Source organism: Bradyrhizobium sp. Rc2d (genome assembly GCF_900099855.1).
GTDB lineage: Bacteria > Pseudomonadota > Alphaproteobacteria > Rhizobiales > Xanthobacteraceae > Bradyrhizobium.
The window spans coordinates 1-26887 of the sequence record NZ_FNCU01000080.1 but is presented as its reverse complement, the minus strand read 5'-3'; the positions used below and the strand labels follow the sequence as shown (position 1 = coordinate 26887).

Sequence of the window (26887 nt, the reverse complement as noted above, 5' to 3'; positions counted from 1 at the left end):
AGGAGTGGCCGCCTGCGAACCTCTCGTGTCGACGGCGTATATTGGATTAGTTGCATGAGCTCGTTTTGATAGATGACTTTTCCGGGAGTCATTGCGATGTTTTCGCCGAGGCGGAAAGCCTTCATGTCGGTCATCGTGATCGCAAGACGGCCATTGCCGCGCTCCAGATCGGCAAGAAGGTTCTCCAAACCGCGCAGCAGGTTCTGTCCGCCCGACGCCAAGGTTGCGGTGAGGACCTCCGGATTGGTAGCGACGAAATTGGAAGGGGACAGGGCATCAACCAGCTGGCGGGTATAGAAGTCGACCTTGCGGGCAGAGGCATCGTCCATGCCTTTGACTTCGCGGATTGCAGAAAGAACCGACGCTGCCGCAACAAGATAACTGTCTTTCACAAAGCTAAAGACAGCATTCTCGCTCCATTCCGGATGCTTGAACCGTTTATCTTTTGGGGTATCGGCCTCGCGTGCACGCAGCATGAGTAGGCGTACCGCGGTTTTCTGCCAGATACCTACCATGTTGTGGAATAGGCCGATCTGCGCGTGCGACCACCGCCGGGTCGGTCATCATCCTCGTCATGAACTCGAAAAAATCAAACCCAAGCATTGACCATTCGCCCACGCCGAACTTAATCGCGTCAGACTCATGAGGCGTGAAGTGCCGCATCAGTACTTGGGTTTGTTTCGTGATGTCACGCAGTTGCGCTGCAAGGGCAATCGGATCCCAGATGGGCTGCTCCATCCACTTCTCGGCCATAAGTCTTTCCTCCTGACAGGCCTGACCAAGCCGTTTTGGGTAGCTTCCAAAAAAACAACACCTCACCGCATGCGGTTGGTGACACGCGCGTCGGCAGGTAGGGTTGATTGGTTATGTTAAAGCCGGGTTTCTGTGCACCAGCCCCTGTTCGTCGCCGGCGCGCCTATGGCCCTAAGAACTTCCACCTGCATCCGCATGAGCTGGTGGCGTGTCAATAGAATGCGACGGCGATACGCTTGTCTTTACGCCAAACCACTGCACACCGGCGCAGGTCACCGTCCGGAATGACGGTCAGCGCGAAGTCGTCGGGAATCTTTCCATCTCCAACAATATCCAAGGCGGCACCGTATGCGGAGATGCTGCGAATCAGGCAATCTGCTTTCGAATGGCCGAAGCTGATTGAGCCTGACTTTGGGATGCGTGTCGAATGAGAACCTTTCTGCTCCATAATTTTTCTCCGAGTAAAGGGTTCACACCGTAGAGCGCAAATCGATTGTCAATTGGCCCCTTGCCACCAAAACGAGTTCGTCAAAATCTGGGCGCCGATCCAATCTCGATGCCCCGAATAAAATAATGCCATTAAAATATCATATTAAATGTATCAATTAAACACAAAAAAGGGCAAAATATTAAATGAGCGCTTGGAGGTTAAATGAGCGTCACGCAAGGGCTTGCGTTTGCTGGAATTTTAGCGCCGATTGCTTTTTGGTGCTCATCAAAGCGCCTCCCCCATTGCCATTTGATCCAAGCGAACTTTAAATCGCTCATACAGCTGCTGGCTGTTTATTTCGATCCCACGGGGCCGCGTTGCATTTGTTGGTTTCGGCGGCCGGCGACGGGGGGGGCCGACGTGGGTCGAAGCCATTGCTGACACCGCGCTTACACGAATACGGCGTAGGCAGATATCCCGCGGGGGGAGCCGAGGGCATGATGGTCACCCAGGGCGGACGGTTCGGCGCCTAGCCACACTTGCATTCAACAGCGGGGCGGCATCGGCCCCGGGGGCCGCACCAGCGTGCTCAAGGTCGATGGCAAGGTCGTCGCCCCGCACGGTTCCGCTTGTCTTGCAATAGGACGAGACCTTTGACGTCGGCGCCGACACCGGTACCCCGGTCGACGACAAGAATTAGGCAGGTGCCGATGAAGTTCGCCGGCAAGCTCAACAAGCTGACGCTCAAGATCGACCGACCGAAGCTGGCGGCAGAGGAAGTTAAGAAGGTGCAGATGGTAGGGCGAAATAACCGAATGAGCGAATAGCGCCTCCGCAGTCGTCGACGGAGATCGGCCGCGCTAATGAGGGTGGCCGATCTGACTATTTTTTCGAACGACTAACTTCCGGAATTGGCCCATCAGCGAAGTCGCGGTACAAGGCATTGGGTCCGCTTAGTAGGGCGGAGTGGACTGGATTTGCTCACTCTGAGGTCTTCGCATTTTGGACCCACAGCGGACACCTGTCTCGAAAACCAGAACCAAAGAGCGGCAGAGCCCTATGTGTGACCGCGACAAGTTTCTGGAAATGGTTCGGCAAGGTTTCCTTTTCGCCCACTTTCCTCCATAGTTCGGCATGGCAAAAATCAAAGTGAGCTTCAAACCAGTTCGTAAATCCGAGGGCGACTGGGCTATCGTCGCCGAGTACCCGGGTGCAGAAGCGCGAGAGATTACAGGCTTCACGAGCAAAGCTGATATCGACGATTGGATGAATGGAGAGCGTCGGATCGCTTGGCTCCGATCACAGGGCTACGCGAAGTGACTGGATAACCCCCTCATCCAGCCATCGCTTCCGTCCGTCGATTCCCGCGTGCGCCGGAGGTTAACTCAGCTGTACTATTCCAGCTCTCTCAACCAAGTCACCGCGGCCGAGACTCTCTCGCGGCAAGCAGGGTGCTGAACGCTTGTGGACCCGGGGCCGGTAGCCGACGTGTGAAGTCTTTAACTCGCTATCAAGTTGGCAGCAGCCTTGAATGGCAATCAGCGCGACTAGGATGTAGCCATGATCAATGGTCCTACGCAAACGGCGGGACCTCGACCAGCGTTCCGATTAATCGCAACAATGCTTGCTGTTCGGGTCCTTTCCCGTCACGCAAGAACTCGCCCAATTCGACGCGAGATAGGCGGCCACCGGAGGGCGCATTGGGCTGGTGGATGATGAAAGCGTAACCGTTTGTGGGCTCGCGTGCGATGAACCACGCGTCCCCATTTGGGCTCCGATAGAGCTCCCGCCGGTCTGACATGTTTTCCTCCATGGTGCTTGCGGGCACTGTCCGATGAACACTTCCGGAAGAGATCGCAGATCACTGAGAATATGAAAGCTGATCTTCCGTAACGACGCGCTCGATCTTCTCGGACTTGCACTTGATGCGGTACCTTATTCGTCCATCGGCCTCGATGGGCATGTGCTGCACGATCGTGTAAATCCTCGGCGGCTCCGTTGCGGCGCGGCCTTGCGGACCTTGAGGTTGGTGGCGAACATCTTCATTTATCTTATAGGTATATGGCATGTTTTTCCTCGGCGTTTGCGGCGGACTATCTGGCTCCTCTTGCGTCCTAAGTGGACACTCTAGTCTTCAAGAATGGATTTCGTAGCCTCGAATATCTGTTCCGCTGTGCCCTTGATCGTGCCCTTGGCCCAAGCTTGAAACACGGTGACGTAAGCGTTCCGGTAAGCCGCTTCGTCCGCAGAAAAGTAGACTTCGTCTGTGGCGGTATCCAGGACGAGCGCCCCTGTATCGATGCAAATTTCTTCAATCAGGACTAGGCGTTCTTCTTGCTCGGCTAGATGACGTTTAACTATGCTCATTCTGTCTCCTGCGTAGCACTGAGGAATCACCTTCCCGATGCGGCTGCTGAACATACTGACGTAGTCACCGGCCACAGGCGCAACAGTCAAGGAAGCCGCGGTGGCGCCCGCTTTTCGATCTTTGTACCTGCTTAAATGAAAAACCCCGCCCTGATAACTCGGGGGCGGGGCAGGACCACAAGCTCTGCCAGTACATCCGTGGCTAGAGCGACAGGTCTGACGTGCTCTTAATTAAGCAGCACGAAGATTTTCGGCAGCAGACTTGCCCGTACGACGGTCAGCGACGACGTCGTAAGACAGCGTCTGACCTTCGGTCAGAGTTCCCATACCCGCACGTTCGACCGCGCTGATGTGAACAAATACATCGTTGCTGCCGTTTGACGGCTGGATAAAGCCAAAGCCCTTTTGAGTGTTAAACCACTTCACTGTGCCTGTGTTCATCAGGTCTTCCTTTCGTATGCGCGCAGGACCTGGCACGCGGAGTTGCGGCCAGTGATCCAGTTATTCGATGTTGGGAGAATGTCTGAAACGTGCGCGCCGTCAGGATCTGAGGCGAAAGCGGAACAGTTGTTCGGCCAGTATCGATGCGTCAGACAGTACACCAGCGGTTAGGAGACTTCAAGAAGAAAGCCAACGGTGCGTCACACGCGCACTCGTTGCTGCTCGGATGCGTTGCGACGATGTTGACGTGGCGTTACGAGAACCGGCCCATCGCCTAACGCGCGTCGGACAATGGGCCGTTCCGGGTGGATGACGCAAACCTAGAGGGGTCCAGATATCGCGCCACAGACCGATATCTCAATCAACGGACCGGGCGAGAGGTTCCTGTTAGAAGCCCCAGATGCTAATCTACGCGTCGGCCTAGTCGAGCGCTCTCGGCCTGGTTGGCCGCCAAGAGCTTGTCTCTGAGGTAGCTGCGAACTTCCCCGACCTCGGCCTGCAATTGAGTCTCCGAGATGCCCTGTTCCTTCGCTGCCGCGACAAGACGGCTGGTAAGCTCGGCCTCGTCCTGAGAGGCTCCAGGGGCCCCGAACTGCTCTGCGGCATGAACGCTGTTTTCAACCCAGAAGTCGATGAACTCGCGTGCCTTGCTCATCTAGCCCTCCCGGCGTGTGTGGACCGCAAGGTAATGTTCATACAAGGATCGAGCAAGATGGCTTTGATTGGGGTCGCGGGTATTTCAGGCGTGGAGCGATTGTCCGAGATGAGCGGAGGCCCTTCAATCTGGTTCGATCAGGGGCTCCTGTAAGTCAGCTTGTGCCCCGAGCCGAACGACTACCGAGCCCTCGTTATATCGGCTGTCTGTGAAGGACCCGGCGTCGCGCGACGAATGTGGTGACCGCAGCATTTGACCGAGCGGAGTTACGGCCGCCCTCGGGAGGTTGAGCAATGCCAGCGAGCGTCACAGGCAGAGTTGTAGGTCATGTGCCTGTGAGAACTTCGCGGAGGACCCTCAAGAGAATTAGGCAATCATTGGCAGAGTCGTTCGGAACTACCTTCACGGTCGTTGAGGTGAGCTCAGACAACGCATCAGCTGCGAAGCAGATGGCTGGCGTTTGCCAAGCCCAGCCAAGCCCTGACGCTGGTGCTCGCGGCTATCCCCGAAGGTTGGACGGCCGAAGTTGTACCTGCGGTTCTCAGCGAAAAGCAGCCTGTTTGAAGGACTCAACCTAAGACCCGGCGAGATATACAAGCTTGGCCCGGAGTGAGGCCGCCTCACTTGGCGAACTCATCAACTGCTTCCGCGACTTTGTGCATTTGCGAGCAGGGCCGGCGCTATCACTCCCTACACCTGTATCCCGAGGTAGAACTTCATGCCTCGCTAGGAGCTTTATTGTGTAGGAACGTACTACCCTTTGGTGTATTAAAAGACATCTGCCTTGGGGTGCTTGTTGTGCCACCCACTTCTCTGGACACCGGTTCCACGTCAGCAATCTGGCGTTTCGCCGCACTATGCGGCCTTTCAGCGACTTAGGTTCGTCGCTCCGAGGTTTTTCAACCCGGCCTCAAGTCGATGGTCTTGGACTTCGCCATCGCACGGTCCACCATGCATCCCACCGAAATGCTGATCCGCAGATTGCGGGTCGACACCCATCTTTCCGACGATGACGCCAAAGCCATTCATTCCCTCAAGGTGGAGACCAGAGTCGTTCCTGCGGACACCTGTCTTGTCTCGGAAGGGGATCGTCCCACCCATTGCTGTCTGATCATCAAAGGCTTCGCATGCCGCTCCAAGGTCGCCAACAATGGAAAACGGCAGATCCTTTCTTTTCATATCCCAGGCGACATCCCGGATCTTCAGAGCCTGTTTTTGAAAACGATGGATCATGACCTCGCAACCATGTCTCCAGCAACGGTGGGCTTTATCGCTCATTCGGCCCTGGAGCACCTGGTCCGAACCCACCCCTCGATCGCCTGCGCGCTCTGGCGGGAGACGCTGGTAGACGCCGCTATCTTCCGCGAGTGGATCGTCAATATGGGGGTGCGACCGGCCGCCGCACGTATGGCGCACCTTCTCGCCGAGTTGCGGCAGCGCATGGCCGCAGTCGGACTGACGAACGGAGAAGAGTTCGAGTTTCCGGTGACGCAATCCGAGCTAGGCGAAGCGCTCGGATTAAGCACGGTGCACATCAACAGAGTGTTGCAGGCGTTCCGTGCAGAGCGCATTCTCGACCTGCAGAAGAACTTTGTGACGATCGAGGATTATGAGAAGGTCGTCCAAGCGTCGGGCTTCGACGAGAGCTATCTGTTCTTGACTAGGAATGTTCCTTCGTCCTGAGAGCTGCGGATTGGAATGCGCTTCTATTTCTCTCAACCCGGGACCCCTCCTGATGAAGAGGGCGTCGAGTTCGTGGACGCTGACGCGGCCGTCAAAGAGGCCGCGCAGACTGCGCTTTTGCTCGCCCGCGACCAGCAGGATCTGACGGATCCACTCACTCTGACAGTCTCGTCCGACGATGGGACGATTGGCACCGTGACCGTTAAGGTTTCCATCGCCCGATCGCCTACGCGGTGAGTCTGCTGTTGGCGCACCGTTGACCCTAGATCGTAGCGTCGCGAAGTTGGCTTCCTGATTGGTGACCCGAACACCGCGATGCAAGCTGGCCGGGTCAGCCTTTGACCCCATTGCAGACCTCTATCAATCTGAATGTCGGCTGTTTGCCTGAAACCGGACAAGGTCGAGCAACGCGCCGATACCCCGCTTGTGACCGATAACAGATGCAAAGTATTTCAGCTTACGTCGGCGGGGAAGGAAGAGCACCGATCTGGTGCAGTAACGCGAAGCGATCCGGTACACCCCAATGTTCTATAAGTTTCCCGTTTTTGAAGCGGCAAATATCGAGCACGTCGATAGCCACGGGTTTACCCGAACCCGGATCAGTGCCCGTTGCTCGACAACGAGCCCAAACCGTATCTTCGGTTTCAACCCAGGCCTCCAGCTTAAGCTTGAAGTCCTTGAGGTTTCGCCGGGCGCTCTCGATTTGAGATTTTAGAATGGCCGGACCGGGCAAGTCGGTAGGCGTCAAGTACTGGTGCTCCAGCAGTCGCTCCGCGCAAACCTCATCGGCGACTGACAAATCACCGCCTGAGAAGCCTCGATCGATTATGGAGCGGAACACTTCAAGGTTCGATGGCGCCACGGTTGCCCTCCAATGACCTAACCAATGAGGCAGCTTAGCAGAACCTGCCCGCCTATGACAGCTGATGGCCCGTTTGAGACATGCCGACGCACGGTAACGATGTCTGTTTGTAGGGGTAGTGCGGAAATCGGCGGCGCCCGGCCGAACCGACGCGAATGGTAGAGTCGGGATGTGGCGCGGTGGTTGTAGGCTGAACATATCTGTTGCCGCCTCTTTCGTCTGGCGGTGCCTTAGTAGTTCGACCGTGACTCCGTTTCCACATCTCGCTCATCGAACCGGACATGCAGATCGCCCGCATCCGGCTCTCGGACAAGACCTCACGCCTTCACCCACGGCACGTCGCGTCCGCGTGCAGTTAGGCGTACGAGCCCGAAGTGCCCGTAGAGGTGCGAGAGTGGATAAGTCCCGCCCTTGCGTCGCCTGACCTTGTGCTTGGAGCGCAACCACCGGCGCAACCGCACAGCGGTGTAGTTGTCGATCGCGCGGTACGCCTTGCTGACGGTGCCTACCTTGAAGTAGTTCGCCCATCCGCGCAGCGTGCGGTTCAACTTACCCACCAGCTCTGTGGTTTCTTGCCATGTCCCCGTTCGGACCGTCAGCGCATGGATTTGCTCGACCATACGCTTGATGCTCTTCTTCGATGGCCGGTACCCCAGGCGTGCCTGGCCGGTTCTCTCTGAGTACATCCGCCCGAACGAATAGCCCAAGAAGTCGAACTCCTCTTCCGGGACCTTACAGATTCGTGTCTTTTCCTCGTTGACCATCAGCTTCAGCTTTCCCATGATCATGCGCAATTGACGCAAGGCTTCTTCAGCCTTGCCCCGTTTACACAAGATTACAAGGTCGTCGGCATAGGTCACGATGCGAGAGCCGAGGCTTTGCTCGAGACCGAGCATCTTCCATCCCAGCACAAACCGGCGCATGTAAAGATTCGCCAGCAATGGTGAGATGGGTGAGCCTTGCGGGATGCCGCGCCGCTTGTCCCGTGCCTCGGTCGTCCGTTTCTTCCTTCCTCGATCATCGGTTTCTTCCACGGGACATTCCAGCCACATCTTGATCAGATGCAGCACGCGCCGATCAACAATCCGACGCGCTACCGACTTTAGAAGTTCGGCATGTGGAATGCTCCCGAAGTAGTCCGCGAGGTCGGCGTCTACGACTTCCGGGTGGCCGCGGAACAGCTGCTCTTCCACCTCGACCACCGCCTGTTGGGCATTTCGCCCGGGACGGTACGCGTACTGTTCGGGTGGAAGGTCGGCTTCGAAGATCGGTTCTAGCACCAGCATCGCTGCCGTCATGCAGATTCGATCGCGCAAGGTCGAGATGCCCAATGGCCTGAGTTTGCCATTGGCCTTCGGTATGTACACTCTTCTGATAGGGTCCGGTCGATACGTCTCCTGCCTGAGCGCAAGCGCCAGTTCGCCAAGCCACCGCTGCACCCCGTACGCCTCGATGTCCGCGAAGTCCTGACCGTTCACGCCCGGTGCGCCCTTGTTGGAGCGGCATTGGGCATAGGCATGGGCCAAGATGTCTTCCCGGCTGATCTTGTCGTACAGGGCGTAGAAGCGGTAGCCAGCTTCTGCCTTCGCTTTCGCGTGCAACGCTGTCTGCAGTTTCTGAACACTCTTCGGAGTTGATAGGCTGCCCAATCCCCAGGTCCCTCACTACGTCTTGCGTTCGTCTTGAACTGAGGTCCCTTCCCTCCACCGGCGTTACCCGGCTTCACCAGTACTATGAACCCCTCCGCATCCCCACGGCGTCCGGCCTGTCCCTCGCGGGCGTCCGGTTGATCATCCCTGACCACGTCGTAGGGCCTCCCGTGTTGCGTACGCTTTCCTTGTGTACATGCTGTCGCCACTACCCCGGCGCAGCGGCTGGGTGGATTTCGCTCGTTATCCCAGCCGTATCAGCCTTCCCCGAAAGGGTTGTCGGGTCGGCCTGCGCATCGTCCTTTTCGAGGCTTGCTCGGCGTTCACTCGCGTTACGGCCTGCACACTCGCGCTGTCACCAATTCGTGACACGCTAATCGAAGGCTTCAGCCACTTCGTTACCTCCATGACTGCTCCGAATGCTTCCGGCTGGAGCGTTTGCCGGGTGGGGTTTGCACCCACTGGAAAGCGCCGCCTTCTCACGGCGCACACCCAACGCGGACGTTCCTCATGTCGTGTAGAGTGGTAGGGTGCAAGCAGAGCCGCAAAGGAGAATTCGCGATGAGGCGGGCAGTGCTCATTTGCGCGGTGCTGGCAGCGCTTTCGCCGAAGTACGCGGAAGCTGCAGAACGAGTTTGGCGCTTGGGTGTGCTCACGCTTCCGGGGATTGCTGGCGCTGGCGCTTTCGGTTCTATCATGCTGCCCTACTTGGCGACCCGCGGCTACGTTGAAGGTCGTAACTTAGTCCTTGATGTTCGCGTGGGTACGGAGGAGCAACTGCCGGCACTAGGGCAGGCGCTGGTCGGCGATAAGGCCGATGTCATCGTCGCCACATCCGATTGGGCGGTCCATGCCGTTCGCGCAGCGACGAGCGCCATTCCGATTGTCGCCGCACCAATGGGTGCAGACCCAGTCCGCGCCGGCGTAGCCGAGAGTTGGGCGCACCCGGGCGGCAACGTCACGGGCGTTTGCCTGATTGCCCCGGAGCTCGAGGCGAAGCGTCTGTCCCTGCTTCGCGAGGCGTTGCCTACAGTGCACCGAGTTGCAGTGTTGTCCAATCACCGCAAAGTGGTGGAGGCGGACTTACCGCCCTTGCGCAAGGCCGCTGCCGAGGCCGGACTTGAGTTGGTCGAAATCTGGGTCGAGAGCCCGGACGGGTATGCGGGCGCATTCGATGCGATGCGAGGGCTTGGCGTGGAAGCCGTCGTGGTCGTGCCTACCCCCGAGCTATTTCGCGACAGCGAACCGCTCGCCGCGCTTGCGACAAAAGCCCGCTTACCGACCATTGGGGGCTTCCGCGAGAGCGCCCAACGAGGCTTTCTGATCGGCTATGGTCCAAATCTTAGAGAACTTACCCAACAGGCAGCAAGCTATGTCGAGCGCCTGTTCAATGGCGCACACGCAGGCGAGTTACCCTTCCAAGGCCCCACGCAATTTGACTTCGCCATTAACATGAAGGCGGCCAAAGCGCTTGGCGTCACGATCCCGCCGTCTCTCCTTGTCGGCGCCGAAGTTATCGACTGAGGTCTTCTGTTGGCCCTGAGCTGACCTGCCCGATGCCGTCCGGTTAGGACCGCTTCTTGCCCCGATGCAAATTCGGTGAAATTAGTTTAAACGGACCTCATAGCGACGTTTGAGCCGGTCGCTTGTGGTCTTCGCTGCGTATTGAATGCGTGCAAGATCGCAGCCTTCCTGCGCGACGACATGCAGCTTCCAGTCTGTGGTACCGGGTCGGTAATCGGGGCCGAACTCAACTTCGATGGACACGACCTTTTCTGTGCCTGGAAAACTTCGGATCTCCTGCAGCGCAATTCGCTCAAGCTCGTCCTTCGAAACCGGTGATCTCGACACCGTTCGCTCCTAAGGGTGGAGGCGGCTGCTTAAGCCGCGCTCGACTCAATGCAGTCAATGACCTCGACGTTCCTCCTTAGATGGCTGTGCACTTATCGTTCCCACGATGGTGGACGCATGCGCTGGCGTCGTCGCTGGCCATCGTCGGCTTGCTTTCCTTTCTCTCTACGCGTTGTGAGCAGCCTGAAGAGGTGGACGGCGATCGTCCGCTCTGGAACTGGAACCCTGCCTCGCCCGTTGACTAGCGGGCAGAACAAGGAGGAGGAAAACCATGCCAGTCGTACTGCTTTGGGCTGTGCCTACGGTTCTCGTGATCGGTGGCGTCAGCTACTATTTTCTTCGTGTCGTGCACTAACCCTGTTGTTTTGAGCGTTCGGGCGATGCTGAGTGGCGCCTAGGTCGACGCCGTAGCACTGCCAGAAGCCCAGCGCCTTCCCGTTGCCCGGCGCTGGGCTTCTATTTTGAAAGGTCGAATCATGAAGCACGCCGCTTCCGACAATCCGAATTGGTTCTAGGGCTGATCGTGACACCTGCACTCGCCGACCCCTGGAAGGATGAGAGCGGCAATGGCCGATGGGGCTACGATCGCAGTCCTTACCTCGCCTACAATTATGACCGCGAATACAAGCAGGAGTATTACCGAGGCCCCTGCAAGATGAGCGGAAGTGGGGCAAGCACGGTGAGTACAAAGAAGAAACGAAGTGCAAGGGCTATCGCGACTGACGGCCGAGCACTGGAAGGGACCTAGTTTGTAGGCCCGCATGTGTGCGACGAGAAGCAAGCGGACATCGCGGATTACAGCGCGCCGGGCGTTGTCACGTTCGTGCAGGTAAGTCCGTTTTCGGTCTCGGATGCACGCGGGAGTCGACCAGAACCTCGGTGATCGCGTCGCGCAGGCTGTCTCGATCGAGAATGCGGATCAGCGTTGCCACGGTCGCGACCGCGTCGCGTTCGTGCATGAGGTAATCCGCCAGCGCCATCATGGCGAGATCGTAGCTCTGTTCAATCTGCTCGGCATGGGTGAGGCGTGCCATTACAAATCCTCTCGCAATCCCTTGAAAAACGGATGCCGAAGATGGCCGTTGGCCGACTTGGCGCGGTATTCGATCTCGGCGGCGAGGCGCGGCTCGACCCAGATGGCGCTGTTGAGGATGCGTTTGGCGAACGGCTGGGTCTTGCGCACCAGCGGCTTCAGGCGTCGTTGCAGCTCCTGCGCGGCCGCGCCTTCGAAGCCGTGCTCGATCTTGCCGACGTAGAGCAGCTGATCGCCGTCCTGCCGGCCGACAAAGATGCCGTCGAAACGGTTGTCCTTGATCTTGAAGCCGGCGATCGCCAGCGTTTCGCGATGGGCGCATGTGGTCTTGACCCAGTAACTGCCGCGGACGCCGCCATAGGGCGAATTGGCAATCTTGGAGACGACGCCCTCGAGCTGGCCGGCGCAGACCCGCCGATAGAACTCGGCGCCGTCGATGTCGAAATGCTCGCTGTACGCGATCGGCGTTCCGGCGATCAGACGCTTCAGGGCGGTTTTGCGCTCGAGCAGCGGCGCGCGGCGCAGATCCCAGCCGTCGAGATACGGCAGGTCGAACGCGATCATACCGATGTTGTGGGCCTTGCCGGTGACTGCAGCGTCGCGAAGTCGGTTTTGCCGTCTTCGCCTGGCGCCACGATCTCGCCGTCGATGTTCGCCGAGCTGGCGCTGATCAGGTCGGCATCATGCGCCACCTTGCGGAAACGTTTGGTCCAATCACTGCCGTTCCGGGTGAAAATCTTGATGTCATGGTTGGCGATGTGGAGCTGGCCGCGGTAGCCGTCGAATTTGATCTCGTGAATCCAGCGCTCGCCGCGCGGAACGCGATCGACCTGCTCGGCGAGTACGGGCTCGATGAAGCCCGGGAAGGGCGCCTTGATCCCGATCGCCCCAGGCTTCTGACGCTGCAACGCCACCGACCAACTCCACGCAACTGCACTTCGGATTCGAATCCTTCACAGCGGATTCGTTCCGGGCGGCAAATGGTTCCTTAGTGAACGAGGAGATCCTCGCGGGGGCCGAGCAGCTTCACATAGGTGCCGCTCTCGTGAAGCATCAGCCAGCCTTTCTCGACCGCGTAGGCGAGACCGGCGCCGAATTCGCTGGCGCGGCCCTTCAGTGTGAACAGGAAGGGCGCGTTGATCTTCTCGATGTGGATGCGGCCGTCCTGGGCTCGCGGCCTGATCGCTCCGGAGCCTGATGCGAGGTAATCAACTCATACTGATCGCCGCGAGCACCATGCAAACGAAGTATATACCCGCGATGCTGAAACCGACGATCCGGGCCGTGCTCCTACCGTCCAAGGTCTCTCTCCATATGGGCTGGCCCCGACACCAAGGGCAACGGGGGAAGTTGGGTCGGGGCCAGCCTGCCGTCCATTGTTCAAAATGGACGGAAAGCCAACAAACTTGCCGGTAGCCACGTTCCAATGTAACGCGCGATCCCGCGTGTCTCGGTCAGCCGGATCAGGTGAACCGGCGGTGCGCGTCGGTCTTTTCTTTCACAGTCAGCATTGAGCTTTGAGATCGGCGCGCGGCCGCCAACATAAGCGTTGAGCGGCACGCTCGCGCGCTTTCCTGCGGCGTGCACCATGGTGTTGCCCGGATTAATTCCGCCTTCACTCCGGACCGAATTAGTCGCAGCGGCGCTCCCTGCGCGTAACCATGCGGCCATCACGTTCGACGGTGACAGTCTCTGTGCGGCAGCGCTGTCTTGGGCCGACCGTAACGCCTCCCGGACCGACGCCAACTGTCGTATCGCGGTCGTAGCGGTCGCGCGCCTTGTAGTCACGGTCCCTGTAGTAACGGTCCTCGCGGTCCCGCCCGATCTGAACATCAACGCCTTGGGCCGTCTTGACGCCTTGGGCGTTGGCCGGAATGGCGAACGGGGTCGTTGTCAGCGCCGCTGCGGTTGCGGCCAAAGCAAGAGCGATCTTCAACATATGCGAGTGCTCCTTTGGGTTTGGACCGGTGTAACGGGAGCGAACACCGACCGTTCCTGTCCGTTGGTGGCGGCATCCTTCCTTACGGGTTCCAAATCTGCCGTCATCAAGCGGATATCCGGTGTATCCCACCGGACCGTAGTTCCCCGGATCGAACAAAATGGATATCCGTTTGAGGCTGGTCCTGCGGCGGCCGGTGGGAGTGCACCGTAAGGGGCAGCGGCACACGTCGAGTGCTTACAAAAACCGGCGGCTGCTCAAAGCACGACGAGCGCAAGCATTTGTTCTCCGTAGTTCACCCATTGGGAAATTTCCCAAATTGACCGCTTCACCGATCGAGGTCCGATTGTGAGCCAACAATTGCGCTCCACCTGCAATGTCGAGAGGAGGCTCGTCCATTCGGAGCCGGAGACATCGGTATGGGAAATCCGAACCTATCGATGTCCGAAGTGCAAGAACCTCCTGCGGCTCGTGGAACAACGCGCTGCCGCGCCGAGCCGAAGACGAAGGAGGCCGCAAGCGCGCGACAATTAGCCCCCGCCACCCGATTAGAACGGGTCACGGCATTTACCAAGCATTAGGGCTCGTCGCCCGATCATCGCGTCCGGTCAAGTGCAACTAGGGAGCGGTTCTCCCATGCTCAAGAACGGCACCTATGCGGCGTGGTTCAAGACCCCGCTCGGCCAAGGAACCGCGATCGCTCATGTCGCGGACGGGAAAATCTGGGGACGCGATAGCGTCATGACTTGCAGCGGCTCCTGCGAGATCGACGGCGATCGATTTACCGCAGTGATCACAACGAAAAGACCTACCGACGGTCAGCCAACCGTCTTTGGCAATGAAGATGAACTGCGGCTAAAGCTCGAAGGCACCTGTATCGGGAAGATAGCAAGCTACACCGGCACGGCAGAGCAGTTTCCGGGCGTGCTCCTCGAAGGCACACTCATTTTCAGTGAACAGCAGTCGCCCGCGCCGGAGCGTGATGAGCCGGTAAGAAAATTCGATCCGAGCAAGTTTCCTAAGCTACCCTGCCCGGAACGCCAGCCCTGCGGTGCGAACAAATCAAGCTTCAGGTCGCGCTTGTAACCCCACTTTCCCATCTCAAGGGGTATGCAGCGCCTGAAACCAGGGCGACGGTAGAGCGGGCACGTGTGCTAATCGAACAAGCTGAAGCGCTCGGAGAGTCTCCCGAAGACCCACTGCTGTTGTTCACCGTACTCTACGGCTCATGGGTCGCGAGCTTTATCTCATTCAGGGGCGACGTGATGCGCGAGCTTGCGTCCCATTTCTTAGCGCTCGCAGAAATACGAAGCGAAACAGTGCCGCTGATGGTTGGGCATCGCTTGATGGGTATGTCTTTACTTGCCGCAGGAAATTTCGTGCAAGCGCGCGCGCATCTGGATTGGGCTATCGCACTGTACGACCCCGCCGTCCATCGCGCGCTGGCGGCGCGCTTTGGTCAGGACGTGCGAGTTGTAATTTTGCCCTGGCGTTCATGGGCATTGTGGTCGCTTGGTCATCCAGAGGCTGCGCTCGCGGACGCTGACCAAGCGCTCAAGGAGGCGCGCGAAATCGGTCACGCCGCTACGCTCATGTTTGCGCTCTTCCACGTATCGTTTATCCACATGTATTGTGGAGATCACGCTACAGCGAACGAGCTCATCGAAGAACTAGTTGCTTTAGCCGACGAAAAACGTGCTTCGTTCTGGATAGCGGGCGGAGTCCTCCGGCGGGGTTGGCTTCTTGCCTTGCTCGGCAAACACTCGGATGCAATTCAAACGATTTCGTCCGGTATGGCGGCATGGCGATCAACGGGAGCAACAGTGTGGATGCCGTTGTTTCTATCATTCTTGGCAAATAGCTACGCGAAAGTCGGCAAATTCGACGACAGCTGGAGTTGCATCGACGAAGCGCCGGCATCAGTGAAGGAGAACAAGGAAACGTGGTGCGAGGCCGAGATCAACCGCACTGCCGGAGAAATCGCGCTGTTGTTGCCGAAATCAGATCCAGTGAAAGCGGGAATCTTTTTTGACCGCGCACTCGTAGTGGCGCGCAAGCAGCAGGCGAAGTCGTGGGAACTCCGTTCCGCGATGAGCATGGCGCGGCTGTGGCGCGATCAAGGAAAGCGACAGGAAGCCAGAGACCTTCTCGCTCCGGTCTACGGCTGGTTCAGCGAGGGCTTTAACACGTTGGACTTAAAGCAGGCCAACGCAATGCTCGACGAATTGGCGCCATAATGGACCTGTGGTGGTGGAGGTCAGCATGGAACGTCGGCTCGTGGCCCGAACGCGAAGTTCGCGACGGCGCCCGACACGTCAGCAGCCGGCGCCAGACCGGACGTGGTGGCGACGCGGCCAAATCGACGCGAATGACCCAAGGCGGACACATCAGGAGACCGATCTTACGTCGGATGCTCCAGGGTAAACGCGGCAGCTACGCTGACCAGTCCAACGGCAGGACGTTTCCTCAGGGCAACTGGGCGCAGTTGATATCAATTTACATCCTCCCTTCCTGAAGCTTATTGTCGCGCTATATTCGCTGCCTTTGGAGATTGAGGGCAAGCTCACGGAATAGTCATGCGCTATTTCTTTGAGGACTATTTATTGGATACTGAACTGCGTGAGTTGCGGCGCGGACCTGATGTCGTGCATACTTCGCCGCAGGTCCTCGATCTGCTCGAATTTTTGATCCGCACCAGGGATCGCGTGGTCAGCAAAGATGATGTCATAAGCGCGATTTGGAATGGTCGAATTGTATCTGATGCGGCGCTGACGACTCGGCTGAACGCTGTCCGACGTGCGATCGGCGACTCCGGCGAACGACAACGTTTGATCAAAACGTTTCCACGAAAGGGATTTCGTTTCGTAGGCGCCTTGCATGATGCAGATCGGCGCACTGCAATCGCGATGGTCTCTTCTACAGAACAGCTAGAGCTTGCGCATCCGACCGGAAAGGAAGCGGTTTTAGTCCCAGCTTCTTCTCAACAACTAACAGGCAAACGCCGATCCCATCACAGACTGGGTCACCTCAAAGGCCCACTGAAGCTTGCCGGCGCTGCGCTGGCATCGGTCGCTGCCGTCGGCGCAATCGCTGGCGGTCTTTCCGGCTATTGGAGTGCCTGGAAGACGCTCCGTACCGACCCAGTTCGGGAAGCTCAAGAGATCCAAGGGGTACGGAAGGTCATACCCGAAATTAAGCCTCGTCTCTCCATCGTGGTGCTGCCCTTCGCCAACCTCAACAACGATCCAGAGCAGGACCAATTTGCCGACAGCATCACAAGAGAACTGACGATCGACTTGGCGCGAACGCCCGCCACGTTAGTTATTGGACACGAGACCGCCTTGATCTACAAGGATAGGCCGATCGATCTGAAGCAGTTTGGATCGGTTCTCGGCATCCGCTGGGCCGTACAGGGTGCGGTGAGACGCAACGGAGATCAAGTACGGATCAACGTATCACTAACCGATCTTCAAACCGCTCGTGACATTTGGTCCGATTGGTTCGACGGTGACCTAGCAAATCTCGTTACCTTGCACGGTAACATCACGGCCCGGCTTCTCTGCGTTGCGCACCTGCACCTCCGGCAATATGAACAGGCCATCGAGCAGTGTAGCCGCTCGTTGAATATCGGCGCAAGCCATCAAGCTTACGTCAGTTGATTGCTCCTGAGGGGCGAACAGGCCGCGAGGCCCGCAATCGAGCAGGGCCCACTGCTGTATCTGACAAAGATCTGTTCGATGGCGGACCTATTAGCCCAAACTAACATGGGTTCGTGACGAAGCTTGCCGGTCGGTGCGAAGCGCTCACCTCGTACTCTGCTTGATACTCGAGATCATAGAAAAATAAGTCGCTGGTGAGGATAATGTAAGCGTGGCGTCAAGCACGCTCCGTTGTGCCTTGGCAAGGTTGCCCATGGGTAGTTGCCCTAGGAGTTAGCCATGAGCACGATCTATACTGCTGCGGGATCGGCGCAGGCGCCTGCGCCAACACGCCGTCCTCCAAACTTTCTCGCGAGATATTTTGACGCCTTTTGTGCTTGGCGTATCCGTCGGAGCTTGCGCGAGACACTCGACGAATTAAGCGATCTAGAACTTAGAGATATCGGGGTTACGAGGGCTGAGATCGACTATCTCGTTCGCACCGATTTTTCGACCGATCCACGTATCTCCAACAGGAAGTGAGGCCGATTCCATAGCGGCTCCGCTCGAAGAACCTCTTGCACCCGCGAAGGACGACTTGCTTAAGTTCTGCAACCCCTCGAGCGACCTGCCCCGCCGCTCACGGGCTCACGCGCCCACGTCGAGCCGGATCGCATCCTCGCAACGGTAATGCTCACCGACATCGTCGGCTCGACGAAACGCGCATCGGAACTCGGTGATACACGCTGGAGCGCACTGCTCGACCAGCACGACCGCATTGCACGGCTGGAGATTGAACGCTTCAAGGGACGGGAAGTGAGGACAACAGGCGACGGGTTCTTGGCAACTTTCGACGGTCCTGCCCGCGCAATCCGGTGCGCTGCCGCCATCTCCGAGCGCGTGCGCTCGTTGGATCTCCAGGTCCGAGGCGGAGTGCATACGGGGGAGATAGAGGTAAAGCCGGACGACATTAGCGGAATAGCTGTGCACATCGGAGCTCGCATCTGCGCCTTGGCCGGCGCTGGGGAGGTGCTCGTGTCCAACACCGTTCGTGATCTGGTCGCCGGCGCAAACTTTCGCTTCGGAGATTACGGTTTTCATGCCTTGAAGGGACTTGATGAAGCCGTGCATCTCTATCGGGCCGAGACTGAAGAGCACGTGCGGGCCACCTCGGCGAGGTGACTTCAACGCTTGGGCCGCTCTGCCGTTTTCATTTCTTGGCCATCCCGAAGCGGAGCCCGCGAAGGCGCGTGTTATTTATTATCTCGATAGTCAGGGCCTCTGCACAAAAGGCAGCGTGGCTGAAACAACTCCTCAGGCGAAGGTACAAGGTCGGCTCCTGGCCCGAAGTCGAAGATCACGATGGCGCCCGGCACGTCAGCGGCCGGGGCCAGACCGGATGTGGTGGCGACACGGCCAAATCGACGCGACTGACCCAGAGCGGCCATTTGCGCACCCTCGAAGTCCTCCTTTTCAAGTATCCCATTACTTCGGCGCACCGCGGAGCGAGGCCGGATGACCTGGCAATTTCAGTTTCTTGCCAGTGTCGGTGACTTGCGTCCCGTTTATCCTCATGATCGACATGTTGCTATCGAGGAAGTTTCCGATATAGGCGTAGTTGCCGTCCGGCGAAAAGGCGACACCCTCGGCAAGCCCGCCGACCTCGATCTCGTCGCTTACTTTCGTCACCTTCTTGTCATCAATCTTCAGCACCACGGCCGCGCCTCCTTTGCGTGAGAAGAACGCTTTCTTATCGGAGTTGCCGCCGACGAGAATCGCAAGCGCTAAGTCGCCCTTTGGGCTAATGGCAAAACCTTCCGGCGCATCACCCACGACGATGTGGTCGATGACGCGCGGCGGATTTTGCTCAAGGTCGATGACACTCACCGTATCGACATTGCCATCGGCGTAGCCGCCTCCCCCGTTGTTGGCGATGAGCGCGATCTTGCCGTTCGGTACGATGTCGACGTTATACGGGAAAACACCGGTCGGCATATCGTACTTCTCGTAGAGGACCTTTTGACCGTCGATCTTCAAGAACGCGACCTTGTTGACGACCGGCTTAACAGTCAGTCCCTTGGTGCCGTCCGCCGAGATTGCGACATGCGCGACGCTATCGCCCATCGCAATCGTGTCTGTGACCTTCACCTCCTTGCCGGAGATGCTGAGGACGCTGACCGAATTGTCGGCGCGATTCGTGACGAGCGCCAGGTCACCTTTCTTGCTGATATCAAGCCCCGATGGCTGCTTGCCGACGTTGACGGTGCCGATCTGCTTAGGCGGGCTCGCCTTCAAATCGAAGATGTAGACTTTGTCGTCCGGCACCGGCTTCCAGTTCTCGCCATCCTTTATCTGCGTCACTGAGTTAGCGACCAGCGCAATCTCACCGCTTGGATGCACGGCAAGATTGGTCGGCGGCCCAAAGATGCTGTTCTCGAGTGCAATGCTCGTCAGGATCTTCGGGTTCTCACGGTCGCCGATGTCGATGAAGGAGATCGTGTCCTTGCCTGGCGGCAGGTAAACCGTCTTGCCGGCGTCGTCCCACAAGACCTTCTCGTCGTTGCCGGACACGAGAATCTGTGCGCCACCGGTCATCGGCAGCGCAAGGAGGGCCGCACCGACGAGCACGGCGATACTTAAATGCCTCTGCTTCATGATTCTCTCCTTCCTTGCGGGCGTGGACCTGCGTTGTTTCCGTATCGAGCCTGATTAATGCCCGAAGCCGACAGCTCGGCATCAGGATGCGCTCGCTGCGCCGTACCGGCAAGCCAAATTGGAACGGCGCGGAGGACCGCCGTCTTAGTCGTCAACTATATCGGGTTATCTGGTGTTCCTGGCCGGAGAGCCAGTAGAATTTGCGGTATCACCACGTCGGCATGGGGATGTCCGCAACTGGCCCGATGGCGAAGTTCGGCTTGGCTCCTAAAATGGTCTGCTGATCGGGACAAAACGGAAGTGCCGAGCCGTTTGTCAAACCGACGCTGCTGACCCAGACCGGACTTACGGCGCTAATGTTTGCCCATAAACGTAAGAACAGCCTGATCGTACGCGTCAGGAGCTTCTGCAGGCACGGTGTGCGAACTTCCGACAATGATGATCCTCTCGCGGTTTGGCAGGCAGGTCTCTAGCTGGTCGACAATTCGATAGAAGAACTTAGGACTTCGCTCGCCATTGGACAAAAGCGTTGGCGCACTGATCGACTTGGCCATTTCGCATGTGAACACGGGCCTCGGGCGTTTCGTTGTGGCGTCGGCTTGAAATGACGCCACGTTGTCGAAGTTCATCTCCTGGTCGGCATTGGAACGACGTTCATAGGCGCCCGGTCCGCCGACAGCATTCACGAACAGCGGTATGCCGGCTTTCACGTCGCCTGCCTTAACTGCCTGCCTTGCCGGCGCCTGGGCATTGCCCCACTCTTTCAACATGTCGGCGACGCCGGGAACGCCGGCCAGGATTCCAGTCGCCGGTGGTTCGTTGAGCGTCAGGCTGACCACCATTTCCGGCCGTATGGCGGCAAAGAACAGCGCCGCATGCGCGCCGGACGAATGCGCAACGACGCGGACCTTCGACAAGCCTAGAGCCCGCACAAACGCGGCAAGATCCTCGCCGTGCGCATCCGCGGCGCCATCCGGCATGCCCTCGGGGCTTGCGTCATTTGGGAAGTGGTTGCGGCGGCTATAGGCGATCGCCCGATAGCGATCAGCGAACTTGGGAAGATGTGCCAGCCACATTCGGTAGTCTTGGAGCCCGCCGTGGACGAATATGACCGGCTCGCCCTGACCAACTTCCACATAGTAAAGCTCAGCCCCGTTTGCAGTGACGCGCTTGACATCGTCTGAATGGGCGGCGTCAACGCTGATCAACATATAGGACGCTGCGGCCAAATTAACGAGCAGGCGAAGCATTGGAGTCCCCATCAGGGTCGGTGCCCACAACGAAGGTCTAGAAGGTTAGTCATGGAGGAGTGCTGCTTCCGCAGGCGCGTTGTCATGGGGCCGCACGAATACAAAACGGGACATTGCTGGGACTTCGGAATCGTCGTGGCCATCCTGACCAATGAGAATGAGCCCTGCACCGCCGTTGGCCACCGTCAAGATGACCTGATCGCCCGACCACGTCCTAATCGGCTCCATCGCGATAATGATAATGAGGAACTCTCCGATTGGTTGGTCCAAATACTGAAGCCGGAGTTGCGGAGCGACTTCGGCGGGTACGAGGCCGAGACCCCGTCGTTGTGCGTGCGCATACATTTTCCGTAGCGGTACCGTCTCGCTCTGAATCCCGAGTTGGGCCGCCGAGACGATAACGAGATCCAGGTCGGCCTTGTTGCCGCTCACTGTGAAGGCTGGTCGAGCAAGGACCTCCACGGCCGAGTTTCCGACGCCGCAACCCATTGCGCTCATTGCGTCGCGAAGCGCGACCGGATCCCTGAACGTCCCTATTGCAATCGTCTTCCAGATTGGAACATCGGCGGCGGAGCTAATCGGATCCTGCGGGCCGGGAGCCGCCGCGGCCGTACTAAGCAACAGGCGATTGCGCAAAACGTCCTGCGCGGTACATTGCGCTTTGGCTTCGTATACCGGTACGAAGTTAAGCGCGGTGCGGAGCAACAAGAGAAGAAGCGTGCCGGCGTCGTATCGATCTGTCGAACGATATTGCCTCACGATGCTTCGCTGCGCCGCGACGTAGTCGATCTCGCCCCGAGTCGTACCGATATCCGCCAGCTCCCGGTCGCTAAGACCAAGTAGGGTTGCTCGGACAACCCGGCGTGCGCGCCATTCTTGAAATGCACTCCAGAAGCCCTTGAAAAGGGCGGCGACTTGACCCGTTGGTGCGGCAGCCCGTCGCAGCCTCCTGGTGCCGTAAGTCGTGCTCACCGGCAGCTCCCCTCGGCTTGTTTCTGCCGAGTGAGCGTGCCAGGATGCCGTCGGACACGCTTGACGTGCGGCTTACATTTTCCTTACCGACGGCTTATTCTTTTGAATCGAGGCGACGCCTCTGTGCGGCGCAGATCTTTTTGCGGAGTGGCAGCTTGCGCTACCTCTTCGAGGAGTACGTATTCGACACTGACCGGCGGGAGCTGCATCGCGGGGCTGATTTGGTCCCCCTCGCGCCTCAGGTGTTCGACCTCCTCGCCTACCTGATCAACAACAGAGAGCGCGTCGTCAGCAAGGATGACCTCATCAAGGCCATATGGGACGGGCGCGTCGTCTCCGATGCAGCCCTGACGACCCGCCTAAATGCAGCTCGATCGGCGATCGGCGATTCCGGCGAAAAGCAGCGGCTCATTAAGACCCGGCCGAGGAAGGGCTTCCGCTTTATTGGTGCGGTACAGGAAGCTCACAGCGCCTCTACCTTGCCGGTCATCGAAGCCGACAGGGAAGCGCCAAAACCCACCCTCCCGGTCCTCGACAAGCCGTCGTTGGCCGTTCTCCCATTCACTAACCTGAGCTCGGATCCGGAGCAGGAGTATTTCGCCGATGGCATGGTTGAGGATATCATCACCGGCCTTTCACGGTCTAAATCGCTGTTCGTCATCGCGCGACAATCCTCTTTTATCTATAAGGGCCAGGCTATCGACGTCAGGCAGGTCGGGCGCGAGCTAGGCGTCCGGTATGTACTCGAAGGCAGTGTGCGCAAATCCGGCGACCGAGTTCGCATTTCCGGGCAGTTGATCGAGGCCACGACGGGCGCCCATCTTTGGGCGGACCGCTTCGACAGCCAACTCAACGATATCTTCGATCTGCAGGACCAAGCGACGAGCAGCGTGATTGGCGCACTCTTTCCTCAATTGGAGCGGGCCGAGATAGAGCGCGCAAAACGCAAGCCAACCGAAAATCTTCAGGCCTACGACTACTATCTTCGTGCACTCTCGAGCTTCTATCAATTCACCCGCGAACAAAACATTGAAGCCCTCAGACTGACCCGGCTTGCTGTCGAGATCGATCCCGGATTGGCCGCAGCATACGCGCTTGGTGCTTATTGTTATCTGCAACGAAAGGTCTTCGGCTGGACGATCGACGCGGATCAGGAATTTAACGACACCCGACGATTGGCAAGTCGCGCCATTGAGCTCGATAAGGATGATCCGACTGTACTCGTGAGGGTTGGGCAGGCAATTGCCGCTGTACTGTATGAGATAGACGATGGCGTGGCCCTCGTCTTCCGAGCGCATGAGCTTAACCCCAATCTGGCTGTCGCACGGTACACTATTGGCTGGGAACACATACGCCGCGGCGAAATAGAGGCGGCGCTCAAGCAATTCCATGCCGGGGTGCGTTTAAGCCCCATGGATCCGTTTCTTTTTCTGATGCAGACCGGAATAGCGGTTGCGCATTTCTTGACAGGTCGATACGAGGAAGGGTCATCATGGGGCAAGTCGGCTGTGCTGCACCGGCCCAACTATCTAAACGGACAATTTATTCTGGCGATATGCCAGGCAATGTCTGGAAGGGTTGAGGAAGCCCGGATGATCGGGGCGCGCCTGCTGCAAGCGAAACCGGCTCTGCGCGTCTCTACACTCGTTCCCAAGCTCGCTATAATTTACAAGCAAGGAACACATCGAAAGGATAGCGCGAGCTTGCCGCATCATGGGCCTACCCCCGTGATTGCGTGCCGGGGAAATGCTGATCTCATTTTAATCCCGTCAACCGCGCAGTATGGAATGTCCGCTCCCGGCCTATCGCTTCCGTTGACGCAGTGCAGCTACATGTCGGTTCACAGGGGTAGGCCGGAAGTTCGCATCCGAGGGCCAAACCGACGCGATTGCCCCACTTGCGACATGGGCCACTCGCCTTCCCGGGCGGCGCGCACCAAGACCGCCCAGCTCGGGACGGATGCGTACTTCGCTGCCGTCGCCACGCAGTTGCAAACGCGCTTACGCAACCTACCGGGACCGCACCGCACATTGAGATTGAGTACTAGCGATGCTGCCTGTGGGCGCGCGACTGAACAAGGGTGTCGATTGAGACATGTCGCCACCGTGGCTAGGCGGCTTGGCGCCCCTGACCAAGGTCGGGATGCTGCATGTCCCGACTTCCATTCCACACTTTCAGCGCGTTCGCTGGGCGTAGCAACGCGGTTGGCTGTTGCATAAGGTTGGCCACTTCCAGGAACCTGGTTGCCAGCGCGGCGTCACGTTGTGCCGCTCGGTAAAACTTCGCTATGTACCAGTTGACAAAGCGCACCTGCGCCGTCCGCTTGCCCTCAACGCGCGGGTTTTGCAAATCACTGCCCACGGCGATTTGCCAGGGAGTTTCAATGACCCGACTGGCCATCTGGAAGAAGCGGCGGGCAATTCCTTGTGTTCCTTTTGCCAGGCACTCGCGCAAGGCCAGCGATTCCACACAAGCTACCGTCATTCCCTGACCATAGACCGGATCGAAGCTGCACAAGGCGTCGCCATACACCAGATAGCCTTCCGGAAAGTGAGTCAGTTTCTCGTAGTGGCGTCGTGTGTTCGAAACAAACTTGTATGGCGTGAGCGGAGTAAGCGGCTCCGCATTCCGGATCACGTTAAATATTTCCGGCTTTTGCAAGCCACGTGCAAACTCAAGGAAACCAGCATCATCCAGTGGTGCTTGATCGTCCATGTAACCGCCTAATGTCACGGTCCAACGTTCGCCCTCCTGTGGCAGAAGGGCACCGAAGCGAAAATCAGGCAAGCACGCTCCCATAAGAACGAACTTCCTGCCATGCAGGTAATTCTCCATATGTTCGGGCTTGAGACGACAGAAGCGGGTGACATAGCCGAGATTGACAGTGACCTGCTCCTCCGGCGGTTTTGCGAAACCAAACGCATTGAGCCATGTGGGGCTTGCTGACCCGCGACCGCTTGTATCAACGACGAGATCGGCTTCCAGGGTTTCCTTGTCGCCTGAGCCATTTTTTGACTGGACGCGAACACCGGTCACGCGGCCTGAGGGGCGATCAAACACCGGCTCCACAACGTCACGACGCTCCTGCACCCGAATGTTGGGTAGTTGAAGGAGCCGCCGTCGCACGAAGCCTTCCAGCGTCGGTCGGCTCACCCCGAGCCCAACCATCTTGCTGGGGGCGTTGTGAAGATAGACGCCGTAATTGAACCAAAGCCCATCGTTGACGATGTCCGCAGGTACTGCTCCCTGAGCGATTATTTCCTCAGTAAACCCGGGAAACGACTGCTCGAGTACCTCGCGCCCGCGGGCAAGCAATCCGTGCGTATGCCGTCCTTGCGGTACGCCTTTGCGCGTATCAGCCGAATCCGGAAGCGCGTCACGCTCAAGTATGGTCACTTCGTCGAAATGATCCGCCAAAGCGCGTGCGGCTAAAAGACCGCCCATTCCCGCGCCCACCACAACCGCGTGCTTGCCAACGTGTACCATCGACCCCTCCCGGCATTTACTTAACTGCAGGACGAAGCAGGACACTCGTTGAACATTCGCCGGTATTGCGCCCGGTGCAACATCATCGCGCCTTTCGGCACCACCCGCAAGGCTGCTCGAGAACGTGTTTCGGTTCTTTGATACCGCCCGGCCCGGTTCGCGATTGAGGGAACTCCTCAGAGCTGAACGTCTACCTGGGGACAGTTGAGGCGCTTGGCCTTGATCTACCGACCTCGATGCTGTTGCAGGCCAATGAGGTGATCGAATGAGGGTTCACTTTGACGCGGTGCATGAGTCCGAAAATGGCCCTTCTGCGACCTCGGGTGATGTCTGCTTTCCCCCGCTGTTGAAGCTTGCGGAGTCCTAGACCTCGCATCGGCGGCGCGATGCCCAGATCGCGCGCTCCTTTCAAAGCATTCCAATCAAAATAAATAGCCCAACCTCGGCCAGGAAAGTGGCGCTCATGATCGCGACCGTAAGGAACACGTCGCTCGCCGATAGAGGGTCCATGAATGTCTCGCACCTTGTCTCGGTCGAGATCCATGAGCCGGTCATGCAGCTTGCGTCTGAAGGCCGCCGGGATCGAGACAAGGTCAACAAAGCCGTTCGCCGGGAGCCGCCGCTACGACGGCGCGATCCGGATGCCCGGCTCGTCGACCCAGGCTTCCCGCGCGAACCACGCGTGATCGGTGCGGCAGATCGGACAACGGGTGCGCGAGAAAAACACCGCGCGGCACCCAAAGCTCTCGCGATCAGTCTGGATACCGGTGGGAATCGCGTGTCCGGTTTGCGGACATTTGACCATGACCATTCCCATGTTGCCCTCCCTTGCGATTTGTCTTTGTTGTAGTTTGCAGAAAAGCGCCGGCCGGTTGGAATGCGCCTCTTGTCGGTGCGCGGTACTTGGGGGGCATCGCGCAACTTGTTGATCGAGCATGGGGCAGTGGGGGGCGTGCTCGCTCAGCTCGGCGTGCTCCAACCGGCCGGATCCCTCCTCAAACGAATCTGGATGTGAAATTGAGCGCGCTTTTTTAGCCGGCGCCTTGGTGGAGAACCCTGGTGAAGTGCTTCCTGATCGGCTCACCCGTTTCCGTCGCGAGCTTCTGGGCAAGCGCCCACAATTCCTTGTTCTGGTCGGAGGCGGTGTCGAACGCCTTGCGCGCTTGCGCCGCCGACAAGGTATAGACATCGGTCGCTGACTTGCTGCCGAACAGATGGACGAA

26 protein-coding genes and 3 pseudogenes are annotated in these 26887 nt (G+C 58.3%); 11 read left to right on the top strand and 18 right to left on the bottom strand.

What is annotated here, in order from left to right:
- From BLV07_RS49555 to BLV07_RS43960, 6 genes and pseudogenes are all read right to left on the bottom strand, one after another.
- A pseudogene (locus BLV07_RS49555) lies at window positions 1–476 on the bottom strand (class I poly(R)-hydroxyalkanoic acid synthase); the annotation flags it as partial.
- Window positions 439–753: a hypothetical protein gene (locus BLV07_RS49550; protein ID WP_244551440.1), complete on the bottom strand. Its 315-nt coding sequence runs from the start codon at window positions 751–753 to the stop codon at window positions 439–441. The gene BLV07_RS49550 and the pseudogene BLV07_RS49555, both read right to left, overlap by 38 nt.
- Before the next feature lie 211 nt (window positions 754–964).
- Complete coding sequence (locus BLV07_RS43995; RefSeq protein WP_091898882.1) at window positions 965–1201, bottom strand: hypothetical protein; 237 nt, start codon at window positions 1199–1201, stop codon at window positions 965–967.
- A gap of 2109 nt (window positions 1202–3310) precedes the next feature.
- A complete protein-coding gene (locus BLV07_RS43970; protein ID WP_143035720.1) occupies window positions 3311–3550 on the bottom strand; it encodes a hypothetical protein in 240 nt (79 codons plus the stop codon).
- Between the two features lie 231 nt (window positions 3551–3781).
- Window positions 3782–3991 carry a cold-shock protein gene (locus BLV07_RS43965; protein WP_091898883.1) on the bottom strand — a complete coding sequence of 70 codons (210 nt, stop codon included), beginning with the start codon at window positions 3989–3991 and terminating at the stop codon, window positions 3782–3784.
- Window positions 3992–4394: 403 nt separating this feature from the next.
- Window positions 4395–4646 carry a hypothetical protein gene (locus BLV07_RS43960; protein ID WP_091898878.1) on the bottom strand — a complete coding sequence of 84 codons (252 nt, stop codon included), beginning with the start codon at window positions 4644–4646 and terminating at the stop codon, window positions 4395–4397.
- A gap of 918 nt (window positions 4647–5564) precedes the next feature.
- On the opposite strand from BLV07_RS43960, the gene BLV07_RS43950 reads away from it, so the two are divergent.
- Both BLV07_RS43950 and BLV07_RS43945 read left to right on the top strand, forming a co-directional pair.
- A complete protein-coding gene (locus tag BLV07_RS43950) occupies window positions 5565–6329 on the top strand; it encodes a Crp/Fnr family transcriptional regulator (protein ID WP_091898877.1) in 765 nt (254 codons plus the stop codon).
- Between the two features lie 15 nt (window positions 6330–6344).
- Window positions 6345–6566 (top strand): DUF6894 family protein, encoded by a 222-nt coding sequence (locus BLV07_RS43945; RefSeq protein ID WP_091898876.1) that lies wholly within the window; start codon window positions 6345–6347, stop codon window positions 6564–6566.
- Window positions 6567–6786: 220 nt separating this feature from the next.
- On the opposite strand, the gene BLV07_RS43940 is transcribed toward BLV07_RS43945, so the two are convergent.
- The gene (locus BLV07_RS43940) at window positions 6787–7191 is read right to left on the bottom strand and encodes an ester cyclase (protein WP_176946160.1); all 405 of its coding nucleotides are present in this window, start codon (window positions 7189–7191) and stop codon (window positions 6787–6789) included.
- Between the two features lie 317 nt (window positions 7192–7508).
- On the bottom strand, window positions 7509–8792 hold the full coding sequence (ltrA, locus tag BLV07_RS43935; protein ID WP_210187862.1) for a group II intron reverse transcriptase/maturase: 1284 nt from the start codon (window positions 8790–8792) through the stop codon (window positions 7509–7511).
- A 609-nt stretch (window positions 8793–9401) separates the two neighbouring features.
- Between ltrA and BLV07_RS43925 the strand changes: the two genes are divergently transcribed.
- The gene (locus BLV07_RS43925; protein ID WP_176946159.1) at window positions 9402–10364 is read left to right on the top strand and encodes an ABC transporter substrate-binding protein; all 963 of its coding nucleotides are present in this window, start codon (window positions 9402–9404) and stop codon (window positions 10362–10364) included.
- 81 nt (window positions 10365–10445) lie between these two features.
- Here the strand turns inward: BLV07_RS43925 and BLV07_RS43920 are convergent, their stop codons facing one another.
- Window positions 10446–10691: a hypothetical protein gene (locus tag BLV07_RS43920; protein WP_091898872.1), complete on the bottom strand. Its 246-nt coding sequence runs from the start codon at window positions 10689–10691 to the stop codon at window positions 10446–10448.
- A 505-nt stretch (window positions 10692–11196) separates the two neighbouring features.
- Between BLV07_RS43920 and BLV07_RS50210 the strand changes: the two are divergent.
- Window positions 11197–11414: pseudogene (locus BLV07_RS50210) on the top strand (hypothetical protein).
- A 92-nt stretch (window positions 11415–11506) separates the two neighbouring features.
- On the opposite strand, the gene BLV07_RS43910 reads toward BLV07_RS50210, so the two are convergent.
- The 4 genes and pseudogenes from BLV07_RS43910 to BLV07_RS43895 all read right to left on the bottom strand — a co-directional run bounded on the left by BLV07_RS43910 (window position 11507) and on the right by BLV07_RS43895 (window position 13663).
- A complete protein-coding gene (locus tag BLV07_RS43910; protein WP_091898871.1) occupies window positions 11507–11725 on the bottom strand; it encodes a hypothetical protein in 219 nt (72 codons plus the stop codon).
- Complete coding sequence (locus BLV07_RS49545) at window positions 11725–11952, bottom strand: ATP dependent DNA ligase (RefSeq protein ID WP_349525685.1); 228 nt, start codon at window positions 11950–11952, stop codon at window positions 11725–11727. The genes BLV07_RS43910 and BLV07_RS49545 overlap by 1 nt, the downstream gene beginning before the upstream one ends.
- 159 nt (window positions 11953–12111) lie before the next feature.
- Window positions 12112–12638 (bottom strand): annotated as a pseudogene (locus tag BLV07_RS49540) (ATP-dependent DNA ligase); the annotation flags it as partial.
- Between the two features lie 716 nt (window positions 12639–13354).
- On the bottom strand, window positions 13355–13663 hold the full coding sequence (locus tag BLV07_RS43895; protein ID WP_091898870.1) for a hypothetical protein: 309 nt from the start codon (window positions 13661–13663) through the stop codon (window positions 13355–13357).
- 636 nt (window positions 13664–14299) lie between these two features.
- On the opposite strand from BLV07_RS43895, the gene BLV07_RS43890 reads away from it, so the two are divergent.
- The 5 genes from BLV07_RS43890 (at window position 14300) to BLV07_RS43870 (ending at window position 18483) form a co-directional block, all read left to right on the top strand.
- Window positions 14300–14749: a hypothetical protein gene (locus tag BLV07_RS43890; RefSeq protein ID WP_091898869.1), complete on the top strand. Its 450-nt coding sequence runs from the start codon at window positions 14300–14302 to the stop codon at window positions 14747–14749.
- A 65-nt stretch (window positions 14750–14814) separates the two neighbouring features.
- On the top strand, window positions 14815–15900 hold the full coding sequence (locus BLV07_RS43885) for a hypothetical protein (RefSeq protein ID WP_091898868.1): 1086 nt from the start codon (window positions 14815–14817) through the stop codon (window positions 15898–15900).
- Between the two features lie 339 nt (window positions 15901–16239).
- Window positions 16240–17322 (top strand): winged helix-turn-helix domain-containing protein, encoded by a 1083-nt coding sequence (locus BLV07_RS43880; RefSeq protein ID WP_091898867.1) that lies wholly within the window; start codon window positions 16240–16242, stop codon window positions 17320–17322.
- 279 nt (window positions 17323–17601) lie between these two features.
- Window positions 17602–17844, top strand: a complete 243-nt coding sequence (locus tag BLV07_RS43875) for a DUF1127 domain-containing protein (RefSeq protein WP_091898866.1) — start codon at window positions 17602–17604, stop codon at window positions 17842–17844.
- A gap of 147 nt (window positions 17845–17991) precedes the next feature.
- Window positions 17992–18483 (top strand): adenylate/guanylate cyclase domain-containing protein, encoded by a 492-nt coding sequence (locus tag BLV07_RS43870; RefSeq protein ID WP_091898865.1) that lies wholly within the window; start codon window positions 17992–17994, stop codon window positions 18481–18483.
- A gap of 303 nt (window positions 18484–18786) precedes the next feature.
- On the opposite strand, the gene BLV07_RS43865 is transcribed toward BLV07_RS43870, so the two are convergent.
- The 3 genes from BLV07_RS43865 to BLV07_RS43855 all read right to left on the bottom strand — a co-directional run bounded on the left by BLV07_RS43865 (window position 18787) and on the right by BLV07_RS43855 (window position 22178).
- Complete coding sequence (locus BLV07_RS43865) at window positions 18787–19956, bottom strand: YncE family protein (RefSeq protein ID WP_091898864.1); 1170 nt, start codon at window positions 19954–19956, stop codon at window positions 18787–18789.
- 353 nt (window positions 19957–20309) lie between these two features.
- A complete protein-coding gene (locus tag BLV07_RS43860) occupies window positions 20310–21206 on the bottom strand; it encodes an alpha/beta fold hydrolase (protein WP_176946158.1) in 897 nt (298 codons plus the stop codon).
- Between the two features lie 45 nt (window positions 21207–21251).
- On the bottom strand, window positions 21252–22178 hold the full coding sequence (locus tag BLV07_RS43855; protein ID WP_091898862.1) for a DUF1127 domain-containing protein: 927 nt from the start codon (window positions 22176–22178) through the stop codon (window positions 21252–21254).
- A gap of 155 nt (window positions 22179–22333) precedes the next feature.
- On the opposite strand from BLV07_RS43855, the gene BLV07_RS49530 reads away from it, so the two are divergent.
- Window positions 22334–24397 (top strand): winged helix-turn-helix domain-containing tetratricopeptide repeat protein, encoded by a 2064-nt coding sequence (locus BLV07_RS49530; protein WP_244551439.1) that lies wholly within the window; start codon window positions 22334–22336, stop codon window positions 24395–24397.
- Here the strand turns inward: BLV07_RS49530 and BLV07_RS43845 are convergent.
- Window positions 24288–25664, bottom strand: a complete 1377-nt coding sequence (locus BLV07_RS43845) for an FAD-dependent oxidoreductase (RefSeq protein WP_091898861.1) — start codon at window positions 25662–25664, stop codon at window positions 24288–24290. The genes BLV07_RS49530 and BLV07_RS43845 overlap by 110 nt on opposite strands.
- Before the next feature lie 463 nt (window positions 25665–26127).
- On the opposite strand from BLV07_RS43845, the gene BLV07_RS50205 reads away from it, so the two are divergent.
- Window positions 26128–26514, top strand: coding sequence for a hypothetical protein (locus BLV07_RS50205; RefSeq protein ID WP_176946157.1), 387 nt, complete (start codon window positions 26128–26130; stop codon window positions 26512–26514).
- 181 nt (window positions 26515–26695) lie between these two features.
- Here the strand turns inward: BLV07_RS50205 and BLV07_RS43835 are convergent.
- On the bottom strand, window positions 26696–26887 hold a 192-nt coding region (locus tag BLV07_RS43835; RefSeq protein ID WP_176946156.1), incomplete at its 5' end, for a phasin family protein.

Coding starts and splice junctions, on each gene's coding strand:
- BLV07_RS49550 (WP_244551440.1), bottom strand. CDS start 753: ATGGCCGAGAAGTGGATGGAGCAGCCCATCTGGGATCCGATTGCCCTT.
- BLV07_RS43995 (WP_091898882.1), bottom strand. CDS start 1,201: ATGGAGCAGAAAGGTTCTCATTCGACACGCATCCCAAAGTCAGGCTCA.
- BLV07_RS43970 (WP_143035720.1), bottom strand. CDS start 3,550: ATGAGCATAGTTAAACGTCATCTAGCCGAGCAAGAAGAACGCCTAGTC.
- BLV07_RS43965 (WP_091898883.1), bottom strand. CDS start 3,991: ATGAACACAGGCACAGTGAAGTGGTTTAACACTCAAAAGGGCTTTGGC.
- BLV07_RS43960 (WP_091898878.1), bottom strand. CDS start 4,646: ATGAGCAAGGCACGCGAGTTCATCGACTTCTGGGTTGAAAACAGCGTT.
- BLV07_RS43950 (WP_091898877.1), top strand. CDS start 5,565: ATGGTCTTGGACTTCGCCATCGCACGGTCCACCATGCATCCCACCGAA.
- BLV07_RS43945 (WP_091898876.1), top strand. CDS start 6,345: ATGCGCTTCTATTTCTCTCAACCCGGGACCCCTCCTGATGAAGAGGGC.
- BLV07_RS43925 (WP_176946159.1), top strand. CDS start 9,402: ATGAGGCGGGCAGTGCTCATTTGCGCGGTGCTGGCAGCGCTTTCGCCG.
- BLV07_RS43910 (WP_091898871.1), bottom strand. CDS start 11,725: ATGGCACGCCTCACCCATGCCGAGCAGATTGAACAGAGCTACGATCTC.
- BLV07_RS43895 (WP_091898870.1), bottom strand. CDS start 13,663: ATGTTGAAGATCGCTCTTGCTTTGGCCGCAACCGCAGCGGCGCTGACA.
- BLV07_RS43890 (WP_091898869.1), top strand. CDS start 14,300: ATGCTCAAGAACGGCACCTATGCGGCGTGGTTCAAGACCCCGCTCGGC.
- BLV07_RS43880 (WP_091898867.1), top strand. CDS start 16,240: ATGCGCTATTTCTTTGAGGACTATTTATTGGATACTGAACTGCGTGAG.
- BLV07_RS43875 (WP_091898866.1), top strand. CDS start 17,602: ATGAGCACGATCTATACTGCTGCGGGATCGGCGCAGGCGCCTGCGCCA.
- BLV07_RS43870 (WP_091898865.1), top strand. CDS start 17,992: ATGCTCACCGACATCGTCGGCTCGACGAAACGCGCATCGGAACTCGGT.
- BLV07_RS43865 (WP_091898864.1), bottom strand. CDS start 19,956: ATGAAGCAGAGGCATTTAAGTATCGCCGTGCTCGTCGGTGCGGCCCTC.
- BLV07_RS43860 (WP_176946158.1), bottom strand. CDS start 21,206: ATGCTTCGCCTGCTCGTTAATTTGGCCGCAGCGTCCTATATGTTGATC.
- BLV07_RS43845 (WP_091898861.1), bottom strand. CDS start 25,664: ATGGTACACGTTGGCAAGCACGCGGTTGTGGTGGGCGCGGGAATGGGC.
- BLV07_RS50205 (WP_176946157.1), top strand. CDS start 26,128: ATGATCGCGACCGTAAGGAACACGTCGCTCGCCGATAGAGGGTCCATG.